The organism is Skermanella stibiiresistens SB22 (assembly GCF_000576635.1).
In the GTDB taxonomy this organism is placed as follows: domain Bacteria; phylum Pseudomonadota; class Alphaproteobacteria; order Azospirillales; family Azospirillaceae; genus Skermanella; species Skermanella stibiiresistens.
Map to the genome: position 1 here is coordinate 55,706 of NZ_AVFL01000022.1, position 17,118 is coordinate 72,823.

Below are 17,118 nucleotides of genomic sequence, written 5' to 3' on the forward strand. Positions count from 1 at the left end.
CGCCGCTAGGGTATGGTCGCGGCCCTGGACCGCCCGACAACCAGCGCAGGCTTCTCCGATCCCCGTGCCGACATCCTCCCAGCCCAGTCCTCCCGACAACCAGCGCGCCGGGCTCCGGAAAACCGCCCGCCGCATCCTCGTGGTCGAGGACGAGACCCTGGTCGCCATGGATCTGGAGGATATGCTCCTGTCCGCCGGCTGCGAGGTGATCGGTCCGGTGGCGAAGGTCGCCCGCGGTCTGGCCCTGGCCCGCTCGGAACCCTTGGATGGCGCCATCCTGGACATCAACGTGGCGGGAGAACTCGTCTATCCCATCGCGGAGGTGCTGAGCGGACGCGGCATCGCCCTGGTCTTCGCCTCCGGCTACGACAGGGGGCTCAGCGTTCCGGCCCACTTGGCGGACTATCCCAGGATCCGCAAGCCCTACACCATCCAGGACATCGAGCGATCGCTGGCGGGATTCGCCGGAACAAGCTGAACGCGGCGGCGCTTTTTTTCAGCCGCCCGTCGGCTCCGGGCATGCCGCCGCGTCCTTGGGGAGAATGGGAAAGGACCACGCATGCTCTATGCCATCCTCTGCTACGATTCCGAAGACGTCGTCTGCTCCTGGTCACCCGAGGAGGAGGCCGCCGCCATGGCCAAGCTGGCGGTCGTCCGCCAGAAGCTGGCCGATCAGGGGAGGCTTGGGCCCGTCGCCCGCCTCCTGCCGACCACGGCGGCCACGACGGTCAGGAAGGGCCGCGAACCGCTGGTGATCGACGGCCCGTTCGCCGAGACCAAGGAACAGCTGCTGGGTTTCTACATCGTCGAGTGCGCCTCCCTGGAGGAGGCGGTCGAGACGGCCAGCGACCTCGCCCGGGCCAGCAGTTCGGCGGGCGCCTACGAGCTTCGTCCGCTGTCCGTGTTCCTCCCCGGGACCGCGACCGGCGAGGGGGCCTGAGGTGACCGACCCCGCCTGGATCGACGCGGCGCTGACCGCCGCGCGGCCCCAGGCGCTCGGCGCCCTGCTCCGCTATTTCCGGGACCTGGATACGGCGGAGGAGGCTTTCCAGGAAGCCTGCCTGCGAGCCTTGGGAAATTGGCCGCGCAATGGGCCGCCGCGCGATCCCACCGCGTGGCTGATCTTCGTCGGGCGGAACGCCGCGATCGACCAGGTCCGGCGCCAGGGCAAACAGCGGCCCCTGCCGCCGGACGAGGCGTTCTCGGACCTGGAGGACGCCGAGGCCGATCTCGCCGAACGGCTGGACGGCTCGCGGTACCGCGACGACATCCTGCGCCTGCTGTTCATCTGCTGCCATCCCGACCTTCCCACGACCCAGCAGGTGGCGCTGGCGCTCCGGGTCGTCAGCGGCCTGCCGGTCAAGCGGATCGCCAGCGCCTTCCTGGTCGGCGAAAGCGCCATGGAGCAGCGCATCACCCGGGCCAAGAGCCGCGTCGCGGGCGCCGGCGTTCCCTTCGAGGCTCCGGGACCGGAGGAGCGGGCCGAGCGTCTGACCGCCGTGTCGACCATGGTCTACCTGATCTTCAACGAGGGATATTCGACCAGCGCCGCCGACACGCCGCGGCGGGCGCCGCTGTGCGACGAGGCGATCCGGCTGGCGCGGCTGCTGCTCCGCCTGTTCCCGGGCGAGCCTGAGATCATGGGCCTGCTGGCGCTGCTGCTGTTGCAGCACGCGCGGGCGCCGGCGCGGTTCGACGCGGGCGGATCGATCGTCACGCTGGAGGATCAGGACCGCTCCCTGTGGAGTTCCGGGATGATCGCGGAGGGGCTGGCGCTGATCGACAAGGCGATCCGCCACCGGCAAGCCGGACCCTATCAGGTGCAGGCGGCGATCGCGGCGCTCCACGCCCGCGCGGTCCGTCCGGAGGAGACGGATTGGACGCAAATCGACCTGCTCTACGCGACGCTTGAAAGGCTTCAACCGTCCCCCGTTGTCACACTCAACCGGGCGGTCGCGGTCGCCAAGACCAAGGGTCCCCAGGCGGCGCTCGACATGATCGAACCGCTGGCGCCCAGGTTGGCCGGTTACTTCCACTTCTTCGGGGTGAGGGGCGCCTTCCTGGCGCGGCTTGGCCGGGCGGAGGAGGCGCGGGTCGCGTTCGACCGGGCGATGGCGTTGGCGAACACCGCGGCGGAGGCCGCGCATATCCGATCCCATCTGGACCAGCTGACCCTGGAAAATCCCGCGACCATTCCGGATTGACGTCCGCCTCATCGTGGAAGCGCGTCACCGGACGGGCTTCCACGATGGCTGGGGACCGGCGTGCCGGCCTCATCCCCGGCGGTGGAGCTTTCCAGGTCCTCAGATCCCGGAGAACAGCACCACGAGCAGGGTCAGGACGCTGAACCCGAGGGCGATCTCCAGGCCCAGCTCCACCCGGTCGAAACCGCGGCGGCAGTCGCTCATGGACGGGAGGAACTCGGACGCGAATTGCTGCGTGGTCATGATGAACCCCTTTCTTTTTGGTTTTTTTTGTCTTCGGCCAGCTTGGATTGTGGGTATCCCGCTTTGCGCATGGCTTTCTTCAGGTCATCCCAGGCGAGCCAGATATCCGCCGCGTGAACGGCGGCCTGCTCATCGCCCGTGGAGCCGGTGGCGTGTTCCCGGAAGTAATCGGCGGCATGGCGCATCCGTTCGGAGAGCGCCCCGGTATCGTCCCGGATTGTTTCGGTCCTCAGCGTGGTTTCCCGCCGTGCCAGCCAGTCCTCGATCTCCGTCAACTCGGCCTGGGTACAGGCCTTGCGCAATTTTTCCGGGACGCCCAGCGCGTCCTTGTCGATCTTCCCCACCACCTCGGACCGGCCGCGCTTGACGGCGGGATCGTAGACGGTGCGGATGACCTGGATGACGCGGCGGCGTTCGCGGAACTGCATGACGGACCCCTTGAGAGTGGCGGGCCGTGCTGTGCGGTCCGAATATGGGCAGTATAGTGCGCCCCTATCGTCCGCATATCAAGCCCAAAAATGGGCCGCATAACACTTTTTCGTGGAGCGGTGGATCAGCGGCCACGCCGGCCTGTCAGCGGCCAGTCGTTGCTGATCGCGAAGTTGCGAGCCAGGAACCGGTAGGTGTCCTTCAGCAGCGCCTCGATCTCGGCCGAGCGTTCGACCGTGATGTTGGACCAGGGGACGATCATCTCGTCCCACAGCATCAGGCGGTGATGCAGTTCGTCGCGCGTCTCGCGGATGAACTTGGTCTGGGCTCCGATGTTGCGCAGCACCGCCAGGATCTCGCCGGTCTGGGCGTCGGCCTGGGTGAACATGGTGTCGAAATCGGCGACCGGTGGGCGGATCAGGATCTGCATGCGGAAGATCTCGTTCCGCACGCCGGGTTCCCGTTTGTACAGCTTCGACAGGATCGCCAGCTGCGCGTTGATGTATTGAACCCTGCCGTACCGGTCGCGCAGCGCCTCGATGTAGGACAGCTCGCGGGCCAGCTTGTCGATCATGTCGACGACTTCCTGCTTGCGGTCCGCGCCGATGCCCAGCTTCTCGGCGGCGCGGGCGAACGCCTCCTGCACGCGGAGCTTGGTCTGCGGGTCGTCGGCCAGCTGCTCCAGCTGCGCCATGTCGACCATCAGGGTCTCGCCGCCGGTCAGCCACGAGACGAGCTGCATGGTCAGGCGATTGCGGGCGATGGTGTGGTGCTTCTCCTCGACAGTCCACGACGCGGTTCCGTCGAGCAACTCGTGGGGGATCGAATCGTTGGGCCGGATCTCCCGCACGAAACGAAGCGACTTCTCGACGATGCCGAGCAGCTTGCCGTCCTTGGTCTCGGGACTGAGATCGAATTCGGAGCGCAGAACCGGTATCGCGATCGACCCCTTCAGGTCGCCGAGGGGGAAGTGGAACGCCGCTTCCTGGGTGTTCTTGACGTAGGAGAAACAACCACCCTCCATCGAGAAGACCTTGTGCTCGAACTTGAAGGTCTGGCTACGGTCATCGGAGTCGGTATCGTCCACCGACGTGACGCCGTTCGCCTGCGGAAGCTGGTCAGCCGCGGTCATGGCCTGAATTCGATCCGTCCGATAGAGGTAACCATAACCTCACTTATACAACGCCATCGGCGTCACGGGAAGCAAGGCTTTAAGGATAAGGCCAAAGCGAGGGCAGGGAATCTGGCTTGCCCGACCAGTCCAGACGGCATGCGACAATCGACCGAACACCCTGTTAGGATGCGGTCATAACCCGTCGGAACCCCCGCCCGACACAGAGCAAGCACGAGACCCGGACATGGACAAGAACGCCCCTCAGGCCATCCATCTGAAGGACTACGCGCCGCCGCCCTATCTGATCGACACGGTCGATCTCGCCTTCGACCTGGGCGAGGATGTCACGCGCGTCCAGTCGAAGCTCGCGATGCGCTCCAATCCCGCCCTTGCCCCCGCCTCCGCCACCGGGGGCGGCCCCCTGGTGCTCGACGGGCAGGACATGCGGCTGGTCTCGGTCGCGCTGGATGGCCGCGCGCTCGATCCGTCGGAATACTCGGTCGGGCCTGACAGCCTGACCCTGCCGAACCCGCCGGCGGACTTCATCCTCGAGATCGTGACGGAGCTGAGGCCCCAGGAGAACACCTCGCTGTCGGGGCTCTACCGGACCAGCGGCAACTTCTGCACCCAGTGCGAGGCGGAGGGTTTCCGCAAGATCACCTATTTCCTGGACCGCCCGGACGTGATGGCGCGCTACCGCACCACCATCACGGCGGACGCGATGAGATATCCGGTGATGCTGTCGAACGGCAACCTCGTCGCGGCGTCCAAGATGGAGGCGGACGGCCGCCACACCGTATCCTGGGAGGATCCCTTCGCCAAGCCCTCATATCTGTTCGCGCTGGTCGCCGGCGTGCTGGTCCATATCGAGGACACCCACGTCACCAAGTCGGGCAGGACCGTGGCGCTGCGCATCTACGTCGAGCCGGGGAACCAGGACAAGTGCGACCACGCCATGGCGTCGCTGAAGAAGTCGATGACCTGGGACGAGGAGGTCTATGGCCTGGAATACGACCTGGACATCTTCATGATCGTCGCGGTCGGCGACTTCAACATGGGGGCGATGGAGAACAAGGGTCTCAACGTCTTCAACACCAAATACGTCCTGGCCAAGCCGGAGACCGCGACCGACACCGATTTCCTCGGCGTCGAGGCGGTTGTGGCGCACGAGTATTTCCACAATTGGACCGGCAACCGGGTGACCTGCCGCGACTGGTTCCAGCTCAGCCTCAAGGAGGGGCTGACGGTGTTCCGCGACCAGGAATTCTCGTCCGACATGCATTCCCGTCCGGTCAAGCGGATCGCCGACGTGCAACGCCTGCGCGCGGCGCAGTTCCCCGAGGACAGCGGGCCGATGGCCCACCCGATCCGGCCGGACAGCTATATCGAGATCAACAACTTCTACACGACGACGGTCTACGAGAAGGGCGCCGAGGTCGTGCGGATGATCCACACGCTGCTGGGCGCCGACGGTTTCCGCAAGGGCATGGACCTGTATTTCCAACGCCACGACGGCCAAGCCGTCACCTGCGACGACTTCGTGGCGGCGATGGCGGACGCGACCTCGGTCGATCTCGGCCAATTCCGCCGCTGGTACTCCCAAGCCGGCACGCCTGAACTGGATGTGACCGGCGCGCATGACGCCGCCGCGCGCACGTATCGCCTGACGGTGCGGCAATCCTGCCCGCCGACGCCGGGCCAGCCGGTCAAGCAGCCGTTCCACATCCCCCTGGCGCTGGGGCTGCTCGACCCGTCGGGGGCGGACATGCCCTTGCGGCTGGCCGGTGAGGCGGCGCCGGCCGGGACCTCCCGCGTGCTCGACGTGATGGAGGCGGAGCAGGTCTTCGACTTCGTCGACGTGGCCGAAGCGCCGGTGCCGTCGCTGCTGCGCGGGTTCTCGGCCCCGGTCAAGCTGCGCTTTCCCCACGGCGTCGACGACCTGACCTTCCTGATGGCGAACGATAGCGACGCCTTCAACCGCTGGGAGGCCGGGCAGACGCTGGCGACCAGGCTGATGCTGGACCTCGTCGCCGACCGGGCGGCGGGCCGACCGCTGGAGCTGTCGCCGGGCTTCATCGCCGCGTTCGGCAAGATCCTGAAGGACCCGACGCTCGACCCAGCCTTCGCGGCGCAGGCTCTGACCCTGCCGTCGGAGGGCTATCTGGGCCAGCAGATGCCGGTGATCGATGTGGACGGCATCCACGAGGTCCGCGCCTTCTGCCGCCGCGCCATCGCCACGGCGCTGCGCGACGACCTGATCGCGACCCACCGCGCGCTGGGCGGCAACGAGCCGTTCGCGATCGACGCGGCGGCGATCGGGCGCCGGAGCCTCAAGAACCTGGCGCTCGGCTACCTGATGGCCCTGGAGGAGTCCGGGAGGGAGGGGACCGAAGCGGTCGAATTGTGCGTCGGCCAGTTCCACAACGCCCACGCCATGACCGACGTGATAGCGGCCCTGGGCTGCCTCGCCGACACCGACCTGCCCCAGCGCGAGGTGGCCCTGCGGCGCTTCTACGATCTGTGGAAGGACGAACCGCTGGTGGTCGACAAGTGGTTCTCGATCCAGGCCATGTCGGAACGGCCCGGGACGCTGGAGGAGGTCAAGGCCCTGCTCGGCCATCCAGCCTTCGAGATCCGCAACCCGAACAAGGTCTACGCCCTGATCGGCGGCTTCGCCGGCGGCAACCCCGTGCGCTTCCACGATATCGGCGGCGGTGGCTACAGGTTCCTGGCCGATCAGGTGCTGACGCTCAACGCCCTCAACCCGCAAGTGGCGTCGCGCATGGTCAAGATGTTCGCCCGCTGGCGCAAATACGACCCCCGGCGCCAAGCCCTGATGCGCGCCGAACTGGAACGCATCGTCCAGACACCCGGCCTGTCCCGCGACGTCTTCGAGATCGCCTCGAAGAGCCTGGAGGGGGCTTGATGCCTGTCATCGATCACTCTTGAGCGAGGCATGACATGAGCTTTCCGGTAACTGACAGGCTCTCCCCAATTCATCCCGGTGAGATCCTACGTGACGATCTTGAGGCCCTTGGATTGAGCGCGCGGCGGTTCGCCGAGCACGTCGGTGTGCCGCCAAACGCGATGGTGGAGATCCTGAGGGGCGAGCGCCGTGTCACGGCTCCGATGGCGCTTCGGTTCGCCAAGGCGTTCGATACCGATCCGAGATACTGGACCAATCTTCAAAGCCTATATGAAATCAAGAAGGCGCAGGAGGAGATTGGTGATTTGATCGCCGCGATACCCTCCTTGACGCTTCATCATCGGGCCGCGTGACGCATCCTTCACCAAATTCGATGAGCGGCTGGCTTGCGGCGAAAGCCGCGATGCTGGACCCACTTGGCCGCCGCGACGATGATGAGCGCCGCCACTCGGAAGGGGCTGTCCGGGCGGTAGGTCAATAACGGTTGTCCTCGCGCATGCCGCGGACGAGGTCACCGGCGCTCTCGGTCCTCGATTACCGCGTTTTCCACTATCGCGAATGGAACTCGACAGCGCCTTCCCAGCCCGCGTTCCCACAGCGGCGGAATGTCGCAGGCTGGAAAGCCCCACGTTTACGCTGGGTCTTTCGCGGACATGGCTGAAAGGCCTATGATGGGGCCTCGAAGCGTCGCCTTCCGCCTTGACTTTCACCGTCCGCTCATCACTTAATCAGTACCAGATTGGTACGGATTGGGGCGCTGAAATGATCAAGCTCAGCAAGTTGACGGATTACGCGGTTGTCGTGATGGCGCGCATGGCGCGTGACGGCGATTGCGTGCAGACCGTTCCCCAATTGGCCGAGCGCACCGGCGTGCCGGCTCCCACCGTCGCCAAGCTCATGAAATTGCTGGCTCCCGCCGGCTTGATGGACAGTCATCGCGGCGCCACCGGCGGCTATCGGCTGACCCGTTCCGCCGAGGGGATCTCGATCGCCGAGATCATCAGCGCGGTGGATGGGCCGATCGCCCTGACGGCCTGCGTCGACGGCGCCGAGGGACATTGCGATGTCGAAAGCCTGTGCCCCATGCGGGGCAATTGGGACAAGGTCAACCGCGCGGTGCGCCACGCCCTGGAAGGGGTGACGCTGGCGGATATGTCGGCGGTGCCGACCTTCATCCCGCCGCCGGATCGAATACCCGAAATGACAATCGATAACCGTCGGACCGGACGGACTACGAGGGAACTAGGAGAGAAGCATGGCTGCGACGCTTGAAACCGCCGAACAGGTCCGGGCCGTTACGGAACAGAAGTACAAGTACGGCTTCTTCACCGATATCGAGTCGGACACCGCCCCCAAGGGCCTGAGCGAGGACACCGTCCGTTTCATCTCGGCGCGGAAGGAAGAGCCGGAATGGCTGCTCGAGTGGCGCCTGAAGGCCTATCGCCACTGGCTGACCATGGAGGAGCCGAACTGGGGCAAGCTGGGCTATCCGCCGATCGACTACCAGGACGCCTATTATTACTCGGCGCCCAAGGTGGCGAACAAGCCGAAGAGTCTGGACGAGGTCGATCCCGAACTGCTGAGGACCTACGCCAAGCTCGGTATCCCGCTGAAGGAGCAGGCGATCCTGGCCGGCGTCGAGGGCGCGGGGGATAGCCCGTCCATCGCGGTCGACGCCGTGTTCGACAGCGTCTCGGTCGCGACCACCTTCAAGAAGAACCTGGAGGAGAAGGGCATCATCTTCTGTCCGATTTCGGAGGCGGTCCAGAACCACCCCGAGCTGGTCAAGAAGTACATGGGCTCGGTCGTGCCCTATTCGGACAACTACTTCGCGACCTTGAACTCCGCCGTCTTCACCGACGGGTCGTTCGTCTACATTCCCAAGGGTGTCCGCTGCCCGATGGAACTGTCGACCTATTTCCGGATCAACGCCAAGAACACCGGCCAGTTCGAGCGGACGCTGATCATCGCCGACGAGGGCAGCTATGTCAGCTACCTGGAAGGCTGCACGGCGCCCCAGCGCGACGAGAACCAGTTGCACGCCGCAGTGGTCGAACTGATCACCCACGACGACGCCCAGATCAAGTACTCGACCGTCCAGAACTGGTATCCGGGCGACGAGAACGGCAAAGGCGGCATCTACAACTTCGTGACCAAGCGCGGCGCCTGCCGCGGCAAGAACTCGAAGATCTCGTGGACGCAGGTCGAGACCGGCTCGGCGATCACCTGGAAATATCCGAGCTGCATCCTGCAGGGCGACAACTCGGTCGGCGAGTTCTACTCGGTCGCGATCACCAACAACCGCCAGCAGGCCGATACCGGCACCAAGATGATCCACATCGGCAAGAACACGAAGTCCACCATCGTGTCGAAGGGCATCTCGGCCGGCAAGGCGCAGAACACCTATCGCGGTCTGGTCAAGATCCTGCCGAAGGCGGATGGCGCCCGCAACTTCACGCAGTGCGACAGCCTGCTGATCGGCGACAAGTGCGGCGCGCACACGGTTCCGTACATCGAGAGCCGGAACCGCAGCGCCCGCGTCGAGCACGAGGCGACCACGGCGAAAATCAGCGAGGACCAGATGTTCTATTGCCAGCAGCGCGGCCTGTCCTCCGAGGACGCCGTGTCGCTGATCGTCAACGGCTTCTGCAAGGAGGTCCTGAAGGAACTCCCGATGGAATTCGCGGTCGAGGCGCAGAAACTGGTCGGCATCAGCCTGGAAGGCAGCGTCGGCTGACCTTCCGGGGATAACGAAACGATTTACGGGACGGACGCGCCCCCCTACCCCCTCCCCATGGAGGCGGCCGCACCGTCCCGCCAACCGATACGGAACCGAATTCATGATCGAGATCAAGAACCTCCACGTCACCGTCGCCGACAAGCCGATCCTCAAGGGCTTGAACCTGTCCATCGGGGCCGGCGAGGTCCACGCCATCATGGGGCCGAACGGCGCCGGCAAGAGCACGCTGGGCTACGCGCTGGCCGGCCGCGACGGCTATGAGGTCACGGAGGGCAGCGTCAGCTACAACGGCAAGGACCTGCTGGACATGGAGCCGGACGAGCGCGCCGCCGCCGGCGTGTTCCTGGCCTTCCAGTATCCGGTCGAGATCCCCGGCGTGTCCAACACGACGTTCCTGAAGTCGGCCGTCAACTCGATCCGCCGGGCGCGGAGCGAGAAGGAACTGGACGCGATGGAGTTCCTCAAGCTGATCCGGGCCAAGACCAAGCAGCTCGGCATGACCGACGAGATGCTGAAGCGCGCGGTCAATGTCGGCTTCTCCGGTGGTGAGAAGAAGCGCAACGAGGTGCTTCAGATGGCCGTGCTCGACCCGGCGTTCTGCGTGCTGGACGAGACCGACAGCGGCTTGGACATCGACGCGCTCCGCATCGTCGCCGATGGCGTCAACGCGCTGCGCGGTCCGGACCGCGCCATCCTGGTGATCACCCACTATCAGCGCCTGCTCGACTACATCGTGCCGGACAAGGTCCACGTGCTGGCCAATGGCCGCATCGTCCGGACCGGCGACAAGGGCTTGGCGCTGGAACTTGAAGAGAAGGGCTACGCCGAGTTCGGCGTGGACGAGGCCGCTTGATGGCCAAGACCGTCACCATCACCGATACGCCCGCTCCCGCGGTCCAGCCCTATCTGGATCACCATGGGCGCGTGGCGTCCTCGCTGCCCGGCGGCGACCTGTCATGGCTGGGCAACCTGCGCGCCGAGGGCATCGCCCGGTTCCGCAAGCAGGGTTTCCCCGGCGCCCGGGTCGAGGCTTGGCGCTACACCAATCTCCGTCCGCTGGAGAAGGTCGCGTTCGAGCCGGCTCCCGCTGGTGGCGGACCATCGGCGGCCGTTTCGGTCGACCTGCTGCCGACGGTGATGCCGGCGGGTCAGCCGTCGCACCGGCTGGTGTTCGTCGACGGCGCGTTCCGGGATGACCTGTCCTCCATCGGAACGCTGCCCGAGGGCGCCGTCGTGACCTCGCTGGGCCATGCGCTCAACAGCCACGCGGACCTGCTGGAACGCCACCTGGGCCGCGTCGGCGTCACCGACAGCAACCCATTCCAGGCGCTCAACACCGCGTTCCTCGCAGATGGCGTCGTGGTCCACCTGCCCAAGGGTGTCGCGGTCGCGGAGCCGATCGAGGTGGTCTTCATCGGTACGGGCGGCGTATCGGAAAAGCCGACCATGCACCACCCGCGCATCCTGGTGGTGGCTGAGGCGAACTCCGAGGCGACGTTGGTCGAGCATCATCTGGGCCAGGGCGTCGGCACCTATTTCGCCAACCACGTGACCGAGATCGTGGCCGGCGAGGGCGCCCGGCTGCATCACTACAAGGTGCAGCGGGAAAGCACGCTGGCCTTCCACATGGCGACGGTGACGGCCGATCTGGCCAAGGACGCCAGCTACGACAACTTCGTGCTGACCATGGGCGGCCGGCTGTCCCGCAACGAGATAAAGCCTGTGTTGAACGGCACGGGTGTCGAATGCCGCCTGTCGGGTGCCTATATGGTCAATGGCCAGCAGCACTGCGATACGACCACCGTGATCGACCACGCCCAGCCCCACTGCACCAGCCGCGAGGTCTACAAGGGCGTCATCGACGGCACCGCCAAGGCGGTGTTCCAGGGCAAGATCATCGTGCGGCCCGACGCGCAGAAGACCGACGGCTACCAGTTGAACCGGGCGCTGCTACTGTCGGATACGGCGGAGATCGATAGCAAGCCCGAGCTGGAGATCTACGCCGACGACGTCAAGTGCAGCCACGGCGCCACCGCCGGCGAGCTGGACGACGACCAGCTTTTCTATCTCCGCGCCCGCGGCATCGATTTGGAGAGCGCCCGGAACCTGCTGATCGCCGCCTTCCTGGCGGACGCCATCGAGGAGGTCCGGATCGACACGGTTCGCGAGGCCTTCCAGGGCATGGTCACCGGCTGGCTCAAGACCCAGCGGGCCTAGGACCAGAGCCGCCAAGGATCAGGAAAACGACATGAACGAGATCACCAAGCCGCCTCAGGGTTTCGACAGCGGAACGACCAGTGGCTATGACGTGGAGGAGGTCCGGAAGGACTTCCCCATCCTGTCGCGCGAGATCTATGGCAAGCCGCTGGTCTATCTGGACAGCGCCGCCAGCGCCCAGAAGCCGCGTCGGGTGATCGACGCCATGGTCACCAGCATGACGGAGGAATACTCCAACGTGCACCGGGGCGTGCATTGGCTGAGCGCCACCGCGACCACGCGGTTCGAGGCGGCGCGGAAGACGGTCCAGCGATTCATCAACGCCCGCGAGGACCGCGAGATCGTCTTCACCCGCAGCGCCACCGAGGCGGTCAACCTGGTGGCGTCCAGCTGGGGCCGGACCAACTTGCGGGAAGGCGACGAGATCGTCATTTCGCAAATGGAACATCACGCCAACATCGTGCCGTGGCAGATGCTGCGGACCGAGAAGGGCATCGTGCTGAAGATCGTGCCGATCGACGAGGCCGGCACCCTGCTGATGGACGAGTACGAGAAGCTGCTGGGTCCCAAGACCAAGCTGGTCGCGCTCAGCCACATGTCCAACGCGCTGGGCACCATCAATCCGGTCAAGGACATCGTCAGGATCGCGCACGACAAGGGCATTCCCGTCCTGATCGACGGCTGCCAGGGCATCACCCATCTGGGCGTCGACGTCCAGGATCTGGGGGCGGATTTCTACGTCTTCTCCGGCCACAAGCTGTACGGTCCGACCGGTATCGGCGTGCTCTATGGCAGGGCGGAGATCCTCGAAGGCATGCCGCCCTACCAGGGCGGCGGCGACATGATCGCCCGCGTCACCTTCGAGGAGACGACCTTCAAGGGCATCCCCCATCGTTTCGAGGCCGGAACGCCGGCGATCGTCGAGGTGATCGGGTTGGGCGCCGCCTTGGAATACCTGATGGAGTTGGGGCTCGACCGGGTCGCGGCGCACGAGCGCGATCTGCTGGCCTATGCGACGGCACAACTTTTGGAGATCCCCGGCTTGAGGATCTACGGCACCTCGCCGGACAAGGCCAGCATCGTGTCGTTCACCCTGGGCGACGCGCATCCCCACGACATCGGCACGATCATCGATCGCGCCGGCATCGCGGTGCGGGCCGGTCACCATTGCGCGCAGCCCCTGATGGACTTCTATAATGTGCCGGCGACGGCACGGGCTTCGTTCGCTCTCTACAACACCTTCGGGGAGGTCGACGCGCTGGTGGCGTCGCTCCACAGGGTGCGCGAGATCTTCGGGTGAGATGGATGGGGCGGCGGCGATGATGGACGAATTGCGGGACCTCTACCAGGAGGTCATCCTGGACCACGGCAAGTCCCCCCGGAACTTCCGCCATCCGGAAGACGCCAATCGGGAGGCCCGTGGCGACAACCCGATGTGCGGCGACAAGGTCACGGTCTTCCTCAAGGTCAGCCCCGGCGGCGTGGTCGAGGACGCGGCCTTCGAGGGACGGGGCTGCGCGATCTCGACGGCGTCGGCCTCGATGATGACCGAGCTGATCGTCGGACGGACGGAAGCCCAGGTGAAATCCCTGTTCGAGAGCTTCCACGAGATGTGCACCAAGGAAGACCACGAGCACGTCCATCACGATGGCTTGGACGACGAGGCGATGGAGAAGCTCCAGGTGCTGGCGGGGGTCCGCCAGTTCCCGATGCGCGTCAAGTGCGCCACGCTGGCGTGGCACACGATGGACGCGGCCTTGGCGGGCGGCACCAGGATTTCGACGGAATGATGAGCGACAGGATTGAGGAGGCTTCGAGATGCCGGACGATGTGAGTGGTGGCCAAGTGCTGGATGAGACGCCGGCGGTGGCGGTGGTCGACAACGAGACCCTGATGGAACAGGTGCTCGACGCGATCAAGACCGTCTACGACCCCGAGATCCCGGTCAACATCTGGGAACTCGGTCTGGTCTACCGGGTCGATGTCGACAGCGAGAAGAACGTCGAGTTGGACATGACCCTGACGGCGCCGTCGTGTCCGGTGGCGGGCGAGATGCCGATGCAGGTCCAGCAGGTGATCGAGAACATCGATGCCGTCAAATCCTGCCGGGTCGAACTTGTCTGGGAACCGCCGTGGCATCCGGGCATGATGTCCGACGAGGCCAAGGTCGCGCTGGACATGTTCTGAGCCAACAAGATTGGTTTTCGAGATTGGTTGAAGTCGGAGTGAGAAGAGAATGGCATTTCCCAAGGCGATGACGATCACGGACGCCGCCGCCGAGCGCGTCAAGCAGATCATGGCGAGATCGGAGAAGCCGGCCCTGGGCCTGCGCGTCGGTGTCAAGTCGCGCGGCTGCTCGGGCCTCAGCTACACCGTCGAATACGCCGACGAGATCAAGAAGTTCGAGGAGGTGGTCGAGGACAAGGGTGTCAAGATCCTGATCGACCCCGCCGCGACCATGTTCCTGATCGGGACCGAGATGGACTATGTCGACGACAAGATCCAGTCCGGCTTCGTCTTCAAGAACCCGAACGAGAAGGCCCGCTGCGGTTGTGGCGAGAGCTTCAGCGTCTGATGGCGCTTGAGGTCGAGGCATGTGGGATTGTAGGTCGGGTAGAGCGCAGCGGCACCCGACACCAACTCGCCTGCTTGTCGGGTGCCGCTTCGCTTTACCCGACCTACGGTTGACTCATAACGTTTGAATTGCAACCTTTTTACGTCAGCAGGTCGTGGAATTCGGGATGGCTCCGGATCCAGTGGGCGGCGTAGCCGCAGATCGGCACCACCTTCATCCCGTCGGCGCGCGCCGTCTCCATGACGCCGCGCATCAGCCGTCCCGCCGCACCCGTGCCGCGCAGGGACGGCGGCGCCTCGACATAGGGGATGTGCAGGGTGGAGCCGACCTTGCGGTAATTGGCGAAGGCGACCTTGCCATCCACGTCCAGTTCGTACCGGCTTCGCGCCGGGTTGTCGGTGATCCGTTCCATCATATCCGTCTCCCTCATTCCCGCGCGCTGACCTGACCCAGGTTCTCCAGCAGGGCGGCGTTGAATTCCTCGGGCGCCTGGACCTGCGGTGAGTGCCCCAGGTTGGGGAACGTCACCAGCCGCGCTCCCGGTATCCGGTTCGCCGTTTCGCGGGCGAGCTCCTTGTAGTTCCCCAGCCGCGCCGCGACGTCCTCGGGCGCCCTGTCCTTGCCGATCGCGGTGTTGTCACGCTCGCCGATCATCAAGAGCGTCGGCACCTGGATGTTCTGGAGTTCGTGGACCACGGGCTGCATGAACACCATGTCCGAGGTCAACGCTTGGTTCCAGGCGACCAGATCGCCGTCATCGCCCTTGTACATCCCCGCCAGCATCTCGACCCACCGGTCATAGTCGGAGCGCCACTCGCCCGCGTAATACGTGTTCAACTGATAGCGCTTGATGCCCTCGGCGTTGGTCTTCAGCTCGCCCTGGTACAGCTGGTCCACCGTGGTGACCGGAACACCCTTGGCCTTCCAGTCCTCGAGCCCGATCGGATTGACCAGCACCAGCGCCGAGGTCTGGTTCGGGTACATCAGGGCGTAGCGCATCGCCAGCATGCCGCCCATGGAATGCCCCATCACGATCGGGTCGCGGACCCCCGCCTGTTCCAGCAGGGCGTGGGTGTTGGCCGCCAACTGGTGCAGGCCAAACTGGTAGGCCGCCGGCTTGGTCGATTTGCAGAAGCCGACCTGATCGGGAACGACGACGCGGTATCCCGCCAGCGTCAGCGGCTGGATCACGCTTTCCCAGGTGGCGCCGCAGAAGTTCTTGCCGTGGAGCAGGACCACGGTGCCGCCATTGCCGGCGCCGGACGGCGGGATGTCCATGTAGGCCATCGCCATCTTCTGGCCCTGCGAGGTGAACTCGAAGGTCCCGACCTCGTGCGGATAGTCGAAATCCGCCAGCATGGCGTCCGCGAAGACGGATCGCACCGGCGTCAGCGGTCCTCCGGTCAGTAGCATTCCCAGGGCCAGTGTCGTCAGTACGGTCCGCTTCATCATGTCACTTCACTTCCTTTACCAGGTCAAACCTCAGGAACCCGAGCCGCCGGACCCCCCGACGAAGGCCTCGCGCAGCCGGCCCGCGACATAGGCCTGGGCCTCCTTCGCCTTCTCGATGACCGAGGCGGCGCCGAAGAACTCGTGGGTGACGCCCTCGTAGTTGTTGGCGGCCACCTCGACACCGGCGTTCCGCAGCCGCTGGGCCAGCAACTGCCCGTCGGAGCGCAGCGGGTCGATCTCGGCCGTCACGATCGTGGTTGGCGGCAGGCCGGCCAGATCGGGCGCGTCCACCACATTGATCAGCGGATCGTTGCCGTCACGCGGGTTCCGCAGATACTTATCGAAGAACCAGCCCATCATCGCTTTGTTCAGCGGCTTGGCGTTTGCGTTCTCCCGATAGGATTCCGTGTTCATGTCGTTGCCGGCGACGGGATAGATCAGGGCTTGGTGGATCGGCGGGCGAAGTCCTTGCTGCCGCGCCATCCGCGACACGCCGATCGCCATGTTGCCGCCGGCGCTCTCGCCGACCACCGCGATGCGGTCGGGATCGCCGCCAAGCTGACGCGCGTTGGCCTGGGTCCAGCGATAGGCCGCCAGCGCGTCCTCGTGGGCGGCGGGGAACTTGGCTTCCGGTCCCTTGCGGTACTCGGCCGAGACGACGATCGCGCCGGCTTGGTTGGCCAGGGCGCGCGCCGAGGCGTCATAGGTATCGAGGTCGGCGATCACCCAGCCGCCGCCATGATAATAGACGATCACCGGCAGGGGCGTGCGCGCGGCGCCGGGCACATAGACGCGGGCCGGCTGTGATCCGCCAGGGCCGGGAATGGTGATGTTCCGGACGGAGGACACCGCTTCGGGCTTGGCGGTCTTGCCGTCGTCGGTCAGAACCTTCTTGACGGCGTCCGTCAAAGTCGGCTGGCGCCGCGCCTCCGGGGCCGACAGCGTCTCGATCGGCTTGGGTCCCAGCGCCTGGAGCGCCAGCAGGACCGATCCCATGTCGGCGTCGGCCGCCGCCAGCGTCGGGGTGCCCTGCGCGGTCGCCAGCGGATCGTTCGAGAGGGCGGTGCCGAGGTTCGACACCTGCTGGCAGGCGCCCAGCGCCAGCACCGCGACGGCGCTCAGGAGGATGGCGTTCAGGGGAGTGCGTTTGGACCGATGCTTCATCATATGCCCTTCGATGGGATACCACGACCGTTGGCGGGTTTGTCAGGCGGCGGG

The 17,118-nt window shown here is 65.5% G+C and carries 19 protein-coding genes; 13 read left to right on the forward strand and 6 right to left on the reverse strand.

The window, feature by feature from the left end; genetic code table 11:
• Positions 1–64 precede the first annotated feature (64 nt).
• The 3 genes from N825_RS24670 to N825_RS24680 all read left to right on the forward strand — a co-directional run bounded on the left by N825_RS24670 (position 65) and on the right by N825_RS24680 (position 2,204).
• Entirely contained in the window at positions 65–478 is a 414-nt protein-coding gene (locus tag N825_RS24670) for a response regulator (protein WP_084165038.1), read from the forward strand.
• An 81-nt stretch (positions 479–559) separates the two neighbouring features.
• On the forward strand, positions 560–940 hold the full coding sequence (locus N825_RS24675) for a YciI family protein (RefSeq protein WP_037458026.1): 381 nt from the start codon (positions 560–562) through the stop codon (positions 938–940).
• A gap of 1 nt (position 941) precedes the next feature.
• The gene (locus N825_RS24680) at positions 942–2,204 is read left to right on the forward strand and encodes an RNA polymerase sigma factor (RefSeq protein WP_037458028.1); all 1,263 of its coding nucleotides are present in this window, start codon (positions 942–944) and stop codon (positions 2,202–2,204) included.
• Between the two features lie 99 nt (positions 2,205–2,303).
• On the opposite strand, the gene N825_RS39115 is transcribed toward N825_RS24680, so the two are convergent.
• The 3 genes from N825_RS39115 to N825_RS24690 all read right to left on the reverse strand — a co-directional run bounded on the left by N825_RS39115 (position 2,304) and on the right by N825_RS24690 (position 4,008).
• Complete coding sequence (locus tag N825_RS39115; RefSeq protein WP_157619522.1) at positions 2,304–2,447, reverse strand: hypothetical protein; 144 nt, start codon at positions 2,445–2,447, stop codon at positions 2,304–2,306.
• Complete coding sequence (locus N825_RS36890; protein WP_051512951.1) at positions 2,444–2,875, reverse strand: hypothetical protein; 432 nt, start codon at positions 2,873–2,875, stop codon at positions 2,444–2,446. The genes N825_RS39115 and N825_RS36890 overlap by 4 nt, the downstream gene beginning before the upstream one ends.
• Before the next feature lie 125 nt (positions 2,876–3,000).
• Positions 3,001–4,008 (reverse strand): hypothetical protein, encoded by a 1,008-nt coding sequence (locus N825_RS24690; protein WP_051512954.1) that lies wholly within the window; start codon positions 4,006–4,008, stop codon positions 3,001–3,003.
• A gap of 226 nt (positions 4,009–4,234) precedes the next feature.
• On the opposite strand from N825_RS24690, the gene pepN reads away from it, so the two are divergent.
• The 10 genes from pepN (at position 4,235) to N825_RS24740 (ending at position 14,448) form a co-directional block, all read left to right on the forward strand.
• Positions 4,235–6,916, forward strand: coding sequence for an aminopeptidase N (pepN, locus tag N825_RS24695; RefSeq protein ID WP_037458029.1), 2,682 nt, complete (start codon positions 4,235–4,237; stop codon positions 6,914–6,916).
• A 35-nt stretch (positions 6,917–6,951) separates the two neighbouring features.
• Complete coding sequence (locus N825_RS24700; protein ID WP_037458030.1) at positions 6,952–7,269, forward strand: HigA family addiction module antitoxin; 318 nt, start codon at positions 6,952–6,954, stop codon at positions 7,267–7,269.
• 409 nt (positions 7,270–7,678) lie between these two features.
• On the forward strand, positions 7,679–8,188 hold the full coding sequence (locus N825_RS24705) for an SUF system Fe-S cluster assembly regulator (protein WP_051512957.1): 510 nt from the start codon (positions 7,679–7,681) through the stop codon (positions 8,186–8,188).
• On the forward strand, positions 8,172–9,653 hold the full coding sequence (gene sufB / locus N825_RS24710; protein WP_037458032.1) for a Fe-S cluster assembly protein SufB: 1,482 nt from the start codon (positions 8,172–8,174) through the stop codon (positions 9,651–9,653). The genes N825_RS24705 and sufB overlap by 17 nt, the downstream gene beginning before the upstream one ends.
• Before the next feature lie 103 nt (positions 9,654–9,756).
• Positions 9,757–10,509 carry a Fe-S cluster assembly ATPase SufC gene (gene sufC, locus N825_RS24715; protein WP_037458034.1) on the forward strand — a complete coding sequence of 251 codons (753 nt, stop codon included), beginning with the start codon at positions 9,757–9,759 and terminating at the stop codon, positions 10,507–10,509.
• Positions 10,509–11,873 carry a Fe-S cluster assembly protein SufD gene (sufD, locus tag N825_RS24720; RefSeq protein ID WP_051512959.1) on the forward strand — a complete coding sequence of 455 codons (1,365 nt, stop codon included), beginning with the start codon at positions 10,509–10,511 and terminating at the stop codon, positions 11,871–11,873. The genes sufC and sufD overlap by 1 nt, the downstream gene beginning before the upstream one ends.
• 31 nt (positions 11,874–11,904) lie before the next feature.
• Positions 11,905–13,173 carry a cysteine desulfurase gene (locus N825_RS24725; protein ID WP_051512960.1) on the forward strand — a complete coding sequence of 423 codons (1,269 nt, stop codon included), beginning with the start codon at positions 11,905–11,907 and terminating at the stop codon, positions 13,171–13,173.
• A gap of 19 nt (positions 13,174–13,192) precedes the next feature.
• A complete protein-coding gene (gene sufU / locus N825_RS24730; protein WP_037458158.1) occupies positions 13,193–13,663 on the forward strand; it encodes a Fe-S cluster assembly sulfur transfer protein SufU in 471 nt (156 codons plus the stop codon).
• A gap of 28 nt (positions 13,664–13,691) precedes the next feature.
• Positions 13,692–14,060, forward strand: coding sequence for an SUF system Fe-S cluster assembly protein (locus tag N825_RS24735; RefSeq protein ID WP_051512961.1), 369 nt, complete (start codon positions 13,692–13,694; stop codon positions 14,058–14,060).
• Between the two features lie 49 nt (positions 14,061–14,109).
• Positions 14,110–14,448: a HesB/IscA family protein gene (locus N825_RS24740; protein ID WP_037458036.1), complete on the forward strand. Its 339-nt coding sequence runs from the start codon at positions 14,110–14,112 to the stop codon at positions 14,446–14,448.
• Between the two features lie 139 nt (positions 14,449–14,587).
• Here the strand turns inward: N825_RS24740 and N825_RS24745 are convergent, their stop codons facing one another.
• Genes N825_RS24745 through N825_RS24755 form a run of 3 tightly spaced genes read right to left on the reverse strand, consistent with a single transcriptional unit; the run spans position 14,588 to position 17,067 of the window.
• Positions 14,588–14,863 (reverse strand): GNAT family N-acetyltransferase, encoded by a 276-nt coding sequence (locus N825_RS24745; protein ID WP_037458038.1) that lies wholly within the window; start codon positions 14,861–14,863, stop codon positions 14,588–14,590.
• Between the two features lie 11 nt (positions 14,864–14,874).
• A complete protein-coding gene (locus N825_RS24750; protein WP_084165039.1) occupies positions 14,875–15,900 on the reverse strand; it encodes an alpha/beta fold hydrolase in 1,026 nt (341 codons plus the stop codon).
• Positions 15,901–15,930: 30 nt separating this feature from the next.
• The gene (locus N825_RS24755; protein ID WP_198038883.1) at positions 15,931–17,067 is read right to left on the reverse strand and encodes an alpha/beta hydrolase; all 1,137 of its coding nucleotides are present in this window, start codon (positions 17,065–17,067) and stop codon (positions 15,931–15,933) included.
• Between the last annotated feature and the right edge of the window lie 51 nt (positions 17,068–17,118).

Bases quoted from the DNA above. Each gene is read 5' to 3' on its own strand.
- N825_RS24675 (WP_037458026.1), top strand. From the start codon at position 560: ATGCTCTATGCCATCCTCTGCTACGATTCCGAAGACGTCGTCTGCTCC.
- N825_RS39115 (WP_157619522.1), bottom strand. From the start codon at position 2,447: ATGACCACGCAGCAATTCGCGTCCGAGTTCCTCCCGTCCATGAGCGAC.
- N825_RS36890 (WP_051512951.1), bottom strand. From the start codon at position 2,875: ATGCAGTTCCGCGAACGCCGCCGCGTCATCCAGGTCATCCGCACCGTC.
- N825_RS24690 (WP_051512954.1), bottom strand. From the start codon at position 4,008: ATGACCGCGGCTGACCAGCTTCCGCAGGCGAACGGCGTCACGTCGGTG.
- pepN (WP_037458029.1), top strand. From the start codon at position 4,235: ATGGACAAGAACGCCCCTCAGGCCATCCATCTGAAGGACTACGCGCCG.
- N825_RS24700 (WP_037458030.1), top strand. From the start codon at position 6,952: ATGAGCTTTCCGGTAACTGACAGGCTCTCCCCAATTCATCCCGGTGAG.
- N825_RS24705 (WP_051512957.1), top strand. From the start codon at position 7,679: ATGATCAAGCTCAGCAAGTTGACGGATTACGCGGTTGTCGTGATGGCG.
- sufB (WP_037458032.1), top strand. From the start codon at position 8,172: ATGGCTGCGACGCTTGAAACCGCCGAACAGGTCCGGGCCGTTACGGAA.
- sufC (WP_037458034.1), top strand. From the start codon at position 9,757: ATGATCGAGATCAAGAACCTCCACGTCACCGTCGCCGACAAGCCGATC.
- sufD (WP_051512959.1), top strand. From the start codon at position 10,509: ATGGCCAAGACCGTCACCATCACCGATACGCCCGCTCCCGCGGTCCAG.
- N825_RS24725 (WP_051512960.1), top strand. From the start codon at position 11,905: ATGAACGAGATCACCAAGCCGCCTCAGGGTTTCGACAGCGGAACGACC.
- sufU (WP_037458158.1), top strand. From the start codon at position 13,193: ATGATGGACGAATTGCGGGACCTCTACCAGGAGGTCATCCTGGACCAC.
- N825_RS24735 (WP_051512961.1), top strand. From the start codon at position 13,692: ATGCCGGACGATGTGAGTGGTGGCCAAGTGCTGGATGAGACGCCGGCG.
- N825_RS24740 (WP_037458036.1), top strand. From the start codon at position 14,110: ATGGCATTTCCCAAGGCGATGACGATCACGGACGCCGCCGCCGAGCGC.
- N825_RS24745 (WP_037458038.1), bottom strand. From the start codon at position 14,863: ATGATGGAACGGATCACCGACAACCCGGCGCGAAGCCGGTACGAACTG.
- N825_RS24750 (WP_084165039.1), bottom strand. From the start codon at position 15,900: ATGATGAAGCGGACCGTACTGACGACACTGGCCCTGGGAATGCTACTG.
- N825_RS24755 (WP_198038883.1), bottom strand. From the start codon at position 17,067: ATGATGAAGCATCGGTCCAAACGCACTCCCCTGAACGCCATCCTCCTG.